At 47.5% G+C, this 12,730-nt stretch carries 12 protein-coding genes; 6 read left to right on the top strand and 6 right to left on the bottom strand.

The genetic code is table 11. The annotated features are described in order from the left end of the window. Positions 1–12: 12 nt before the first annotated feature. The 5 genes from hisH (at position 13) to ACSTTG_RS06360 (ending at position 4,356) form a co-directional block, all read left to right on the top strand. On the top strand, positions 13–627 hold the full coding sequence (hisH, locus tag ACSTTG_RS06380) for an imidazole glycerol phosphate synthase subunit HisH (RefSeq protein WP_438458095.1): 615 nt from the start codon (positions 13–15) through the stop codon (positions 625–627). Between the two features lie 13 nt (positions 628–640). Continuing rightward, positions 641–1,375 (top strand): 1-(5-phosphoribosyl)-5-[(5-phosphoribosylamino)methylideneamino]imidazole-4-carboxamide isomerase, encoded by a 735-nt coding sequence (gene hisA / locus ACSTTG_RS06375; RefSeq protein WP_438458096.1) that lies wholly within the window; start codon positions 641–643, stop codon positions 1,373–1,375. 165 nt (positions 1,376–1,540) lie between these two features. Next, the gene (locus tag ACSTTG_RS06370; protein WP_438474160.1) at positions 1,541–2,461 is read left to right on the top strand and encodes a glycosyl transferase family 90; all 921 of its coding nucleotides are present in this window, start codon (positions 1,541–1,543) and stop codon (positions 2,459–2,461) included. 292 nt (positions 2,462–2,753) lie between these two features. Beyond that, the gene (locus ACSTTG_RS06365; RefSeq protein WP_438474159.1) at positions 2,754–2,897 is read left to right on the top strand and encodes a hypothetical protein; all 144 of its coding nucleotides are present in this window, start codon (positions 2,754–2,756) and stop codon (positions 2,895–2,897) included. A gap of 61 nt (positions 2,898–2,958) precedes the next feature. After that, positions 2,959–4,356: a sensor histidine kinase gene (locus ACSTTG_RS06360; protein WP_438474158.1), complete on the top strand. Its 1,398-nt coding sequence runs from the start codon at positions 2,959–2,961 to the stop codon at positions 4,354–4,356. A gap of 255 nt (positions 4,357–4,611) precedes the next feature. Here the strand turns inward: ACSTTG_RS06360 and ACSTTG_RS06355 are convergent, their stop codons facing one another. From ACSTTG_RS06355 to ACSTTG_RS06330, 6 genes are all read right to left on the bottom strand, one after another. Then, positions 4,612–5,706 (bottom strand): hypothetical protein, encoded by a 1,095-nt coding sequence (locus tag ACSTTG_RS06355; protein ID WP_438474157.1) that lies wholly within the window; start codon positions 5,704–5,706, stop codon positions 4,612–4,614. Positions 5,707–5,719: 13 nt separating this feature from the next. Continuing rightward, positions 5,720–7,696, bottom strand: a complete 1,977-nt coding sequence (locus ACSTTG_RS06350) for a TonB-dependent receptor plug domain-containing protein (RefSeq protein ID WP_438474156.1) — start codon at positions 7,694–7,696, stop codon at positions 5,720–5,722. Between the two features lie 126 nt (positions 7,697–7,822). Further along, complete coding sequence (locus ACSTTG_RS06345) at positions 7,823–8,464, bottom strand: NAD(P)H-binding protein (protein ID WP_438474154.1); 642 nt, start codon at positions 8,462–8,464, stop codon at positions 7,823–7,825. Between the two features lie 19 nt (positions 8,465–8,483). Further along, on the bottom strand, positions 8,484–9,251 hold the full coding sequence (locus ACSTTG_RS06340; protein WP_438458102.1) for a heme ABC transporter ATP-binding protein: 768 nt from the start codon (positions 9,249–9,251) through the stop codon (positions 8,484–8,486). Then, positions 9,248–10,291 (bottom strand): FecCD family ABC transporter permease, encoded by a 1,044-nt coding sequence (locus tag ACSTTG_RS06335; protein ID WP_438458103.1) that lies wholly within the window; start codon positions 10,289–10,291, stop codon positions 9,248–9,250. Before ACSTTG_RS06335 ends, ACSTTG_RS06340 begins: the two co-directional genes overlap by 4 nt. Then, complete coding sequence (locus tag ACSTTG_RS06330) at positions 10,291–11,160, bottom strand: heme/hemin ABC transporter substrate-binding protein (RefSeq protein ID WP_438474153.1); 870 nt, start codon at positions 11,158–11,160, stop codon at positions 10,291–10,293. Before ACSTTG_RS06330 ends, ACSTTG_RS06335 begins: the two co-directional genes overlap by 1 nt. A 214-nt stretch (positions 11,161–11,374) precedes the next feature. On the opposite strand from ACSTTG_RS06330, the gene hutW reads away from it, so the two are divergent. Next, entirely contained in the window at positions 11,375–12,724 is a 1,350-nt protein-coding gene (hutW, locus tag ACSTTG_RS06325) for a heme anaerobic degradation radical SAM methyltransferase ChuW/HutW (RefSeq protein ID WP_438474152.1), read from the top strand. Positions 12,725–12,730 lie beyond the last annotated feature (6 nt).

The following is a 12,730-nucleotide window of genomic DNA, read 5'->3' as shown; positions in this document are numbered from 1 at the left end:
GGGATTAGAACTATGACAGAACAAAAAGTCGTCATTATTGACACCGGCTGTGCCAACGTATCATCGGTGAAATTTGCCATTCAGCGCCTAGGCTACGAGGTGACTATCTCTAAAGAGCCCGAGGTGGTCCTAGCGGCAGATAAGCTATTCCTGCCAGGGGTTGGCACCGCGAGCGAGGCAATGAAAAACCTTGCTGAGCGTGACCTAATCGACTTGGTTAAGCGCGTTGAAAAACCGCTGCTGGGTATCTGCCTGGGCATGCAGTTGCTTGGCAAACTATCGCAAGAGAAAGGACAAAAAGCCGACGAGCTGGTGGAGTGTCTTGGCCTATGCGATGGCGAGGTGCGCCTACTTGAAACTGGCGATCTACCATTACCACACATGGGCTGGAATACGGTCACGGCCAAGCCTGAGCACCCGCTGTTTAAGGGCATTGAAGAGGGTGAGTATTTCTATTTCGTGCACAGCTTTGCCATGCCTGTCGGGGATTACACCATCGCTAGCTGCGACTACGGCAAGCCATTTACAGCCGCGGTGCAAAGTGGCAACTACTATGGAGTGCAGTTCCACCCAGAGCGTTCATCCAAAGCGGGTGCAACCTTGATCAAAAATTTCCTCGAACTATAAGGATATAGCAGACGTGATTATTCCCGCGCTCGACCTCATTGAAGGACAAGTAGTACGCCTTTATCAGGGTGATTATGGTCAGGTGACCGAATACAAAGTTGACCCATCAGAGCAATTTAATCTTTATCATCAAGCCGGTGCTAACTGGCTGCACCTAGTCGACCTAACTGGGGCAAAAGACACGACTGCACGCCAGCTTGACTTAATCGCTAAGCTACTGGCGAGCACCCCAGCCAATATCCAGATTGGCGGTGGTGTGCGCACCGAGCAAGACGTTGTCGACTTGCTCGAGGCCGGCGCGCAGCGCGTGGTGGTAGGCTCTACTGCGGTTAAACAGCCAGAGTTGGTCAAAGGCTGGATGGAGAAATATGGCGCAGAGAAAATTGTCTTAGCGCTGGACATCAACATCGATGAGAGTGGCACGCGCAAGGTAGCTATCTCTGGCTGGCAGGAAGACTCCGGCGTGACCATTGAAGCCTTGATTGATGACTACCTCACTGTTGGTCTGAAACACGTATTGTGTACCGATATTTCTCGAGACGGTACGCTCGCAGGTTCTAACGTTGAGCTCTATGTCGACTTATGCGAGCAATACCCACAAGTGCAGTTCCAGTCATCAGGTGGTATCGGCTCACTGGCGGACATTGAGGCTTTGAAAGGCAGTGGTGTAGCTGGCGTTATCGTTGGACGAGCGCTGCTTGATGGTAAGTTTACTGCAGAGCAAGCGTTTACAAGCTGGGCAAGCTAGTTGATAGCTTGTACTGGGTTAGTGCTGAGCTAAGTATAAAAGTGAGCCCTGCATTTATGCAGGGCTCAATCAGAACTAGCGCCGCGATCTATTGTTAAATTATGCTGATTTAGGTATGTTTGTGGTCATATACGCTTACAAGCCTCTATCTATTTGAGTGACTCAGTGAAAAAACTAATCTTCTACACAAAAAACCTCGCCTTGAATCTAGTTCCCTCTGCTTACTTCAACTATCGAAAACAACAGCTGGAGGCACAGTTTGCTGATGACTTGCAAGAGATACAAAACCGAGTTGACTATTACTGTAAGCCAAATTTATTGTGTGAGCTTCCTGATGATGCTGTTTCACAGTACAACTACAAAAGAGGTGGCAAGAAGAGTGCCTACTTTTATGATCTCAAAAAGTACCTATATTACTTTCCAAAGCGCTTGAAGTTCGCTTACTACTTTGGCGATCATGTTGCAGTTGAGCCGCATCCAACCCTTTACAAGGCAAGGCCAATTCAAGGTGATAACTCGACTTCAGTCTTGTTTAAACTTAACCAGCTAAGACATTTTCGATTTGTTAATGATACTACGCCATTCAGTGCAAAACGCGATATGGCAGTTTTTCGTGGCGCCGCGTACCAAAAACATCGAAAGCGCTTTATGGAAAAAATGTTTGACCATCCGCTTGTCGATGCAGGGCAAACCAATGCCTCGCAAGAAAACCCTCAATGGAAAAAACCATTCATGACAGTTGAAGAGCAGCTTCAGAACAAGTTTCTAATTTGTATAGAGGGTAATGATGTCGCCACCAACTTAAAATGGGCGCTCTCTTCAAACAGTTTGGTGATTTCGCCAAAGATGCGCTTTGAAACATGGTTTATGGAAGGCACTTTGAAAGCTGGTGAGCACTACATAGAAGTGAAGGACGATTGGTCAGACTTTGACGAAAAAGTCGACTATTACCTCAATCATCCTGATGAGGCTGAAAAGATGCTCCAAAGCGCACATCGACATGTTGCTCAATTCCTAGACCCGAAGAAAGAGGACCTTGTGTGTATAAAGACGCTGGAAAAATACTTCTCGGTAACTAATCCTTAACTAGCGCCCTCTATTGCCGAGGACTGATACTCTCACTCTGCTCGAACGTTAATGTTTTTGAGTGACGAGTGGGTGCTTGTCCTCGGTGAGCGCTCTTGTGTCAACCCAATTACCCTTCCAATTAATGCGCTCCGCTGCTTAGCCAGCAATGAAAACGGCTGACTTATCAGAACACTACCAATGTAAAGTTATTTAGTTCAGTTGATTGATTATTAATCTTGGGAACAGAGATATTTGTCCTAATTTGTTGTTAGTAAACATAAATTCAATTGCGTTAGTAATGAGGATAGGTATGGCAAAGTTAAGAGTGTTTCTCTGGGTCATGGCCGTGTGCTGTGCATTGGGTTCCTACCTGTACTTTGAGAATTTTGAATCCAGACACACCATTCCAGAGATTGAGCAGTTGTCCGCTCATGCCAGCCACCATCAGCATTAATTGTAACGATTTTTATAATGACGCCCATTTTTTAAAATATGGTGAATCAAGAGGTCGCTCAATGAGCATCAAGAACTTTATCGAAGCAGCATTGATTACGCTTACCGCTTTCTCAATAAGTGCATTTTTTGCCTTTAAGAGTCAGTACACGCTGTTTGGCGAGCTAGAGCATACCTTTGTTAACCAGTCAGAAAATTTGGTGGTGATAAAAAATAGTGCTCTACAGCTGCCCTATGTTGAGCATACCTATGCCCAAGAGTTACACGCACAGGTTGAGAGGGCGGCACAAGAGTTAGAGTTATCATTTGTGGCGACTCAACGTATTGAGCGTGATTTCCCAAGCCTATTTTGGCCTAGTGGTACCATCATCGATGAGGTATACGATTTTTACACTACGGCTAGTAGCTATCTAAACTTCCTTGCTTCATATAGTCAGACTTTTATTGATCAATCTAATGAGAATATACTCGCTGAACAACCGCAGCAGTTGGAAAATATCCAGTCGATCATCAACCCAGATGTACACCATAGTGGTGTTGTTATCCACGAACACCTGATGGCACTGATCTTTTCTGCTAACAAAAAGATGGTGAATGCCTTTGCGATTACGGGCTTGATGGTTGTGCTGATCGTGTTCCTTCACTTGTACACTCATATCAAGGCCTTGAGATTGGCACAAAAGGAACTAGAACAATCTCTAGTCAAGGCAGAGCAAGCTAGCCACGCCAAATCACTATTTCTGTCGGCTATGTCACATGAGCTAAAAACACCGATGAATGGGGTGCTTGGTATTGCCGAGGTACTTAAAGATGACGACACCCTGGGCCAAACTCAACGTGCAAGCGTAGAGATTTTAATCGAGTCAGGTAACCACCTACTGACTTTATTAGACGATATTTTGGATTACTCCAAAATGGAGCAAAATAAGTTGGAGCTAAAGCAGAGTGAGTTCTCAATCGATAGTTTAGTGGCACCAATAGAGTCGACCTTCCAACAAAAAAGTGATGAGCAGGGTATCAGTTTCAAATTATTTAACACTATCACGCCCGGTAGTGTATTTATTGGTGATATCGGTAGGGTTCGACAAATTATGGTTAACCTATTGGGCAATGCCTTTAAATTCACCCAGCAGGGCAGTATTTCACTATCCGTTGCGTATCACAGCGAGGTTAGTCAGCTGATGATTACGGTTACTGATACTGGTATAGGGATAGAAAAGGAAGTGCTTGATCAGATATTTCAGGCGTTTGAGCAGTCGGAAAAGGGCTTAACCCGCTCGCATGATGGGGCTGGACTTGGCCTGGCTATTATCAAAATGATCTGTGACGCAATGGGGGGAGACATTAAAGTGGAGAGTGAAATAGGGAGTGGGAGCAAGTTTGTTGTGATGGTTAAGTTACAACAGAAGCTTAATTCAATGAGTGTGAGTGATAAAACACCATTAGAACTGATAGAGTAATCAGGCCGCCAAGGCCGATATATCTCTTAACAAACTCAACAAAAGGAGACAATCCAAAGTCTCGTTTGTACCTAAATTAGCCCCAAGGCACAGATCCAAGTGAGTATATATAGCTGTGGCAAGGGCGCCTTGACTTGAGTTGCTAGTAAAGGCGCGATTGAGTATGAACTAAATGCTACAGCTATTCCACTTACTCGGTTGATGCGGAGTGGCTAACCATCTGATAAGACACAGAGTGCTTATTAATCCAATTAGTTACTGTGGTGAGCTACTGTCTGGAACCGGGTTGGTAATATCCCAAACCGTCTGTCCATCAAGCATAACCGCGCTGCCGCCGTTTCTTTCACCTGATGCGCCGCCGTTGGTACGCAGGCTGAGTAGGTGGTCTGGCATATAGCTGTAGTTATACTCAATATCCCAATCATCTCCCGCTTCGACGACTTGTTGGGAATCGATGTCATAGTAGGTTTTAAAGCCTGTTGATGGGTTGCCACCAATTGAGATTAAGCCTGTTTTGAACTCAGGGTCCCATTGCTGGGCATTCTCATCCCAAGTCTCAATCGTAAACTCGATATCATTGCCATCTTTGTCGGTGACGCTGACACGGCTGTAGTTCTGACCATCAGCATGACGGACGATAAAACCGTTATCTTGAACCAGCTCGCCGTCTTGGTACCAGTCTTCGGTGTTGATGCTTGGTTTGACCTTATCAAAGATGAAGTCATCACAGCTGTCAGTCGTCACAGCCTCGAAATCTGCAAGGGTGTTGTCGGCCGTGAGATCCCTAAATACTTGCTCTACCGCAGCACCTTCGTCATCGTACAGCTCTGGGTAGTCATGGGCAACGCAACCACTGATGCTGCCATCGCCCGAGATGCCGCCATTAAGCGTAAAACCAATGAATTTTTGATAAGCGAGCTCCCAACTATCGTCAGTTACCGTTGCGCCGCTATCAAGGTCTAGCTTGGCTGGAGCACTGCCGTCAACGGCATCAAGATCGACAACCTCGACACCGCCCCCATCGAGGATTTCATATCTCACCACAAGATTACCGCTTGCCAGGGTGCCATCCTGACCATAGTTGCTCAGGATCTGGACCTTATAGTGCTGATCTTGGTCATTTTTGAGTAGGTAAGTGGTGTAAGTTGGCCACATCTTGTGACTGCCCGCGACATTATACTCCAATGCGCCGTAGCTAGCAGGACCAGCCATCGCGCCATCGGCGGTATCCTGGCTATACATAAACACACGACTTTCTTGTTCAGGTTGCTCATTCGAGCTACTGTCGCTTCCACAGGCAGCCAACGCTAGAGATAAGGCGCTAAGCGCAAAGGCATGACTTTTTTGCATTTTAAATGTTTCCTTAATAATCGAAAGTTAGGCCTAAATAGATAAATCGGCCGGTTGTTGGGCGAAAATCTTGACCAGCTCCCACTGCTGTATCAATAATCGTGTCGGTGAGGTTATCGACACCGGCAAAGACTTTAAATTGGTCGGTGACCCACGTATTTATTTTGAAATCAAATACTGAGTGTGCCGGTGATTTTTGGGTGTTAGCACTATCGGCAAAGGACTCTGTTTCGTAGCGGCCATATAACGATAATTCAGTACTAATTAGCGCAATGTTGTAATTAATATTACCCTTGACTTGGTGCTGAGGTAATTTGGCTAATTGATTTCCGGTTTGCTTATCTTCCGCATGCAAAAAGCTATAACCTAGGCTGCTGCTCCAGCCTGATGTTTCGGCGATGTTGAGCTGCAGGTCGACACCTTGAGAAAAGGTTTCAGCTTGATTTTGATACATATAGATATCAATACCGTTTTCTCTGTGTGAGAAATCCTCGGCAATAAGGTTTTCAGTATCATTTCGATAAAAGTTAATATCACCGGATAGGACCTTATTGAGTTTTGCTTCGATGCCAAACTGCATGCTGATTGAGGATTCTGGCTCTAGGTCGGGGTTACCCAACACCATGTACCCCAAATGACTGTGGTCGAAGAGGTAATATCGCTCTTTAAGGTTTGGTACACGGTAACCGGTTCCAACCCCCGCTCTCACCTTAAGGTCGTATTGTGATAGACGCTCGGGGCTGTACATTAGGTTGAGTTTTGGCGAAAAGTGGTGGCCAAACTCGGTATCATAGAGCGCTCTAAAACCAGGAAGAAGCTCGAGGTTATCGGTAATAAAATAATCATCCTGAAGATAGAACTCGATATTTTCTTGAGTAGGCTTAGTTGGATCAATTTCGCTTTGACCATCCTTAGTTTGGGTCAAGCTTCCCTGATAACCGACCAAGCCTGTGGTAATAAGGTGGTTTTCACCGATCGGAAAATCAATCTGAAACTCACCTTTGTTAAATAGTATTTCACTGTCTCTTTGAGTGGGTCCACCTTCACTACCTTGGACCCTATCTTGTGTAGTGCCACTGTTATATTTTTCAGTAATAAAGTAGCTGGTGATATAGGCTTGCTCAGCTACAGGTCCTGAATAATTAATACTAAGGTTATAACGATCTACATTACTTTGACGTCGATAAAGGTCCACACCACCCGGGGCTGCAGTATTATCAACGCCATAGTCGACTTCGACATCCTCAGAATAATAAGATGGCGTTATTTTAAGGTGACCACCATGATTAAACTTATATCCAGCAGTCAGGGAGTAGTTACTTTTGCTGCCGCTATCGTTGTCATAGCCCATAACATTGGCATCTAAATCATTCCCGCCCAATTGACGATGATCAGCAGAGAGCAGCAAGTAAGCGTTATCTCCGGCAAAATGGGTGTTGATGGTGTAGTTCGCATCATTAGGGATGTGACTCTCTACATCACGAGAGCCATAGGTACCGACTCGAATAGTGCCTTTAAATCCAAACGGCGTATCCGGGGTAGTGGTAATAATATTGATTACTCCGCCCATAGACTCGCTGCCGTAGAGCGCTGAAACCGACCCACGGATAATTTCGATTTGCTCAATATTGGCCACACCAAGCTGAGTCAGATCAACCGTTGAGCCCGTTGAGGGAGAGACCGGCATGCCATCAACTAAAATAAGTACACGATTGCCATCAAAGCCCTGCATAGATACCTCTGTGCCGCTTTTACCGTGAATATTGCGAATGGTGAGTCCAGGGATATTCTGCAAGGCCTCACTCAGGTTGGTGGCGTGGGTTCTCTCTAACTCTTGCGCAGTGATGACTTCTGTTCTGATTGGCGTATCAAGGATTGACTTTGCAGTTTTAGTCCCGGTGATCACCATGATCTCTTGATGTTCTTGAGCTGATGAAACTTGACTGAATAAAGCAAGCATCACAAAGGTACAAATTTTAGTGGGGCGCACGAGGTTTACCTATTTCACTTCCGTTTTGATAATACGCATTGTAATGAGAGTGATTATCATTATCAATAAAATTATTGCGTATTATGACCAGTTATTTTTGCTTAGTATTTTTTGCTTAGAGAGTAATTATTTTTCCGGACGGACGGCTTGGGTATCGATGCATTGGAAAATACAACCAATAGACTCGGGCTTAGAGAGTAATTCAAGGCTCAAGCGAGCGACCTCAGAGCGGTGGATAATACCGTGCACCTCTCGACCTTGAGAGAGTTCACCAGTGCCTGTCGCTGGTCCATCAACAAGCCCCCCAGGGCGCAAAATTGTGTAATCTAGGTTGCTGGTTTGAAGCCAGCTCTCTGCAAGTGTCTTCTCCCTTACGGCTGCTCCAAAACCCTTTTTGGCAGCATCAGACAGAAACGACCATGAATCACCACAACCGAGCGAAGTGACGAGCAGGAAGCGTGCGGCACCATGTTGTTCAAGCGCATCGATTAGGTGACGATGGCCGATGTAATCGACAGGGACATCGGCACGAAAGCTTCCCATTGTCGATATGTGCCAGACATCAGTTGGTAGTTCGCGGACTATTGAATCTACGGCCTGCTTATCGACAGCATCGCAGGTCAATGCTTGTGTACAGGCCGCAATCATTGAGTCCGGCTTGATAGGGTTGCGTGATACGCCGTAGACAGTGAATCCTTGCAAATGAAAGTATTGGGTAATCGCAAGCCCTAAGCCACTGCCTGCGCCCCATACAACAACTTTATTCATTAATTGCTCCAAAATAGTATTAGCTAATGACAACCGGGTAGTGTTCACTCGGATGTCGAATGATGTTGACTGTCCATTGATAGACAGACTGGATTAATTGTGGTGTGAGCACTTGCTCTGGACTGCCGTCTGCGGCGATTGTGCCATTGTTAAGTACAATCAAGCGATCGCCATACTGAGCGGCTAGATTAAGGTCGTGGAGCACGGCAACCACAGCTGCGCCCTCACTGGCCATCTTTTTCGCCAGTTGTAAGGTTTTGTGCTGATGGCCAAGGTCAAGCGCAGAAGTCGGCTCATCCAATAGTAGCGCGCATTGACCGTTATTTTGGGAAATTTGGGTCAGCACTCGCGCCAGATGAACCCGCTGCTTTTCACCGCCGGATAACGAGGGAAATAGGCGCTCAGCAAGGTGGCTGACGTCCGTTTTCACCATGTTCTCTTGGGCAATTTTCTCAATGCCTTTTTGGCAGGAATGGAGATTGAGTCCCCCCAGTTCCACCACTTCCTTGGCGGTGAAAGCAAAAGTGAGATTACTGTGTTGAGGAAGAACCCCTAGGTGTTTGGCTAGGTGAGCAGGGCTCCATTGCTCAAGATCGCGGCCAAAATAGGTCACGTTACCCTTGGTTTTCCACTCACGACTAATGAGCTTAAGCAAGCTGCTCTTACCGGTGCCATTGGGCCCAAGCAAGATGGTAAATTCACCGGCCTTGATCGATGATGAGACCTGCTTGAGGATAGTTTTGCGACCAAGCGTGAGGTCGAGACCTGAAAATTCGATAGCGTTCACGCGAGCCTACCTTTTTGCTGGATTAGGAGCCAAATAAAAAATGGTGCACCAAGTAACGCCGTGACGATGCCGACGGGCATGTCCAAAGGCGCAACAATAGTGCGAGCTAACATATCGGCGACCAAGAGCAGCAGTGCACCCAAAATCGCTGCCAGCGGGAGCAGGCGACGATGGTTAGGCCCGCCAATCATCCGCCCTATATGGGGGACAATCAGACCGATAAACCCAATCATGCCTGCGAGAGAAACCGTGATCCCAACCCCTGCAGCTGTGAGCAAGATCAGCCGTTTTTTGAGTAATTGGACATCAATACCCATGTGATTGGCTTCTGCTTCACCGAGCAATAATGCGTTGAGCTTGTTGGCGTCACGATAAAACAGCACAAATAGAATAATCAAAGCGCTAAAGCCGAGTAGAATACCTTTCCAGTCGGCCCCGGCCAGTGAGCCCATGCTCCATAGTGATAGGTCACGCAGCGCTTGATCATCGGCGTAATAATTCATCAGGCCAAGACCCGCCCCAGCCAACGCGCTGATAGCAACGCCAGCGAGCAACATCATTGCAACGGATGTCCCTGTCGCGCTGGTGCCGAGCTTGTAGACCAACACTGTCGAGATAGCACCGCCTAAAAACGCAAAGAGAGGCACGGTACCCATGAGCAGCAGTACTGGGTATGACGCAGCCAGTGAACCAAACAACACGATAGCAACGGCTGCGCCCAATGAGGCTCCTGCCGAGACACCGATGATGCCAGGGTCGGCCAAAGGGTTACGAAACAAGCCTTGCATCACGGTACCGCACATCGCAAGCAATCCGCCAACGGCGAGGCACAACAATGTGCGTGGCAGGCGTACTTGCTGAATCACCATCAAAACATGTTGCGGCAAGTCATTATCGACAGGCAGCAGGGCGCGCATGCTATCGACAAAGCCGATATCCATAGGACCCATCGCAATAGAGGTAATGACCGCGACATAAAGCACAGCAATACCACTGATGATCAGCCCTGAAAGGGGTAAACGCTGACAAGAAAGACTCATTATTGCGCGCGACCTGACTCAAATTGTGCGTGCAGTGTTTCGGCCAGTGCCAAACTCTCTAGCCCAAAGCCTCCTATGATGGCACGGCTGGGAATAGGGATAATCTGACCGTTCATTCCAGCAGGTGTTGCTGCGAGGAGGGGCATTTTAGCCATGATGTCATCGATACTGCCCATGGCCTCTAAGGTGCGCTCTGCGATAAGGATATAGTCCGGCTGTAGGTCCAACACCGCCTCTATCGACATCGGTTTGTACGATTCAAACTGTGCCGAGGCAGGGTTGGTAGCACCGGCCAGTTCTATGACAGCGTCCACTGGCGTTTCGCTGCCCGCGACTGTGATCGGGCGACCCTCGCTTAGCATAACAAACACGACTTTTGGTGAATGGGTAAGCGGGTTTGCTTCAAGGGTATCCAAACGTACGTTGATCTGGCGTTTAAGCACGGCGGCTTTTTGCTCTTTACCCGTCAGGCGAGCGATATGTTCAACTCTTTGATTCAGATCTTCACGGTCAATGCCAGTTGAGATGGTCTCCACCTGAACGCCTGCATTGCTCAATGAAGCAATAGTGGTTTCAGGGCCCATCTCTGATGAGCCAATGATCATATCAGGAGCAAGTGATAGTAACCCTTCAGTCGATAGCTGACGGTGATAACCGACTTGTGGAATGTCGCTACCTCGGACAAAAGTGCGACTGGTGGAATCGACAGCCACCAGCGACTCTTCAGCCCCCAGTGCGTAGATCAGTTCGGTTACCGTAGAGCCTGCACTGATGATGCGTGGTGTATGTGACTGTGCAATAGCAGTTGAGTGAGTGGCAAGAGCACTAACCAGGGCGATGATCGGTGCTTTAACGAAAATGTTCGACATGATGACGTGTCCCTAACTTACTTTTTCGCCTTAATTGGCTAATTTATTGACAGGATTGGCGATAAACCTGCTCTGTGGGTGCAATTATCCAACGAAATGAAAATAAGATCAATTATCATTTACGTTTGCATTTGTTTTTTTCCCAAGTATTATATTTCGCAAAATGAAAGGGTTGGCATGATAGCTAACCACCACTTCACAAGAACTTGGTTGTATGATTGATCTAGAAAACCCAGAATTAGTTGGCCAGCACACGCCAGACCCACTTCGCTATGCCTTCACCCGCAAACGCAGCGCGCACTCAGGTGGGGCAACTCGTCCCGTGCCCATTCCTGATACTCAAACGGAGCTATCTAAAGCACTCGCAACACCCAGCGAGAAACGCACTTCAAGGTGTTTGTATATCCACATTCCTTTCTGTCGTGTTCGCTGTACCTACTGTAATTTTTTCCAAAACGCCTCGAGTAAACAGCTCATCGAAGCGTATTTTTCCGCGCTGACGGTGGAAATTAAGCGCAAGGCGGCGCAGGCCTGGACTCAATCAGCGCCGTTTCATGCCGTTTATGTGGGGGGAGGGACACCAACGGATTTGAGTGCAGAGCAGTTGAGGACTCTTGGTCAGCTGATTCATAGCCACTTTCCACTCACGCCAGATTGTGAAGTTACCCTAGAGGGGCGGATCAGCAAATTTGGCGATGACAAGTTTGAGTCGGCGCTTGAAGGCGGCTTTAACCGTTTTTCATTCGGTATTCAGAGCTTTAATACACAAGTGCGCCGCGCGGCAAAACGACTAGATGACGGTGATACTGCAATGGCAGCGATTCAGCGAATGGTTGCCTACAACAGTGCACCTATTGTGATTGATTTGCTCTTTGGTTTGCCACATCAAAGTCTCGAAATTTGGCAACAAGACCTAGAGGCGTACATTGAATCTGGCGCTGATGGCGTCGATCTCTATCAGTTGATTGGTATGCAAGGCCTGCCAATGGAGCGCATGGTTGCGCAGGGCAAATTACCTGAGCCTGCGGATACACCGACCAAAGCGAGCATGTTTGAAATGGGCGTCAAGTTTATGGCTGAGCATCATCAGCGTCGCCTGAGTTGCAATCACTGGGCGCGCGGGAATCGCGAGCGAAGCCTTTACAACAGTTTGGCCAAGACTACCGCGGAAGTGCTCCCTATTGGTGCTGGAGCTGGCGGTAATCTTGGTAGTCTGCAAATGATGCAGATCCGAGATATGGATAAGTATGTCGCGGCCATCGAAGCGGGTGACTATCCGGTTGCAATGATGATGCGTGCCGATGCCAACCGTGAGCTTAACAGCTGCATCCGAGCTGGATTTGACCGAGGTGTCTTGTCTCGGCAACAACTTAACGTGATTGCTGGTTGGGATGTTTCTACCGCGATAGAACCACTGTTAGGTAAGTGGCAAGCCAATGGTTTGATCAATGCCAACCAAGACTATGTGGTGTTGACCCTTGCCGGTGAGTTTTGGAACGTCACACTCTCACAGAACCTAATCAATGTTGTGACTAGCTTAAGCCAAGCGCGAGCGGCGGCGTAATAAAAG

Source organism: Vibrio glycogenivorans (genome assembly GCF_051660965.1).
Classification (GTDB): Bacteria; Pseudomonadota; Gammaproteobacteria; order Enterobacterales; family Vibrionaceae; genus Vibrio.
Note: the sequence above shows the minus strand (reverse complement) of the source record. Positions and strands in the feature narration are given on the sequence as shown.

Bases quoted from the DNA above. Each gene is read 5' to 3' on its own strand.
- ACSTTG_RS06355 (WP_438474157.1), bottom strand. From the start codon at position 5,706: ATGCAAAAAAGTCATGCCTTTGCGCTTAGCGCCTTATCTCTAGCGTTG.
- hutW (WP_438474152.1), top strand. From the start codon at position 11,375: ATGATTGATCTAGAAAACCCAGAATTAGTTGGCCAGCACACGCCAGAC.
- hisH (WP_438458095.1), top strand. From the start codon at position 13: ATGACAGAACAAAAAGTCGTCATTATTGACACCGGCTGTGCCAACGTA.
- ACSTTG_RS06360 (WP_438474158.1), top strand. From the start codon at position 2,959: ATGAGCATCAAGAACTTTATCGAAGCAGCATTGATTACGCTTACCGCT.
- ACSTTG_RS06345 (WP_438474154.1), bottom strand. From the start codon at position 8,464: ATGAATAAAGTTGTTGTATGGGGCGCAGGCAGTGGCTTAGGGCTTGCG.
- ACSTTG_RS06335 (WP_438458103.1), bottom strand. From the start codon at position 10,291: ATGAGTCTTTCTTGTCAGCGTTTACCCCTTTCAGGGCTGATCATCAGT.
- ACSTTG_RS06365 (WP_438474159.1), top strand. From the start codon at position 2,754: ATGGCAAAGTTAAGAGTGTTTCTCTGGGTCATGGCCGTGTGCTGTGCA.
- ACSTTG_RS06330 (WP_438474153.1), bottom strand. From the start codon at position 11,160: ATGTCGAACATTTTCGTTAAAGCACCGATCATCGCCCTGGTTAGTGCT.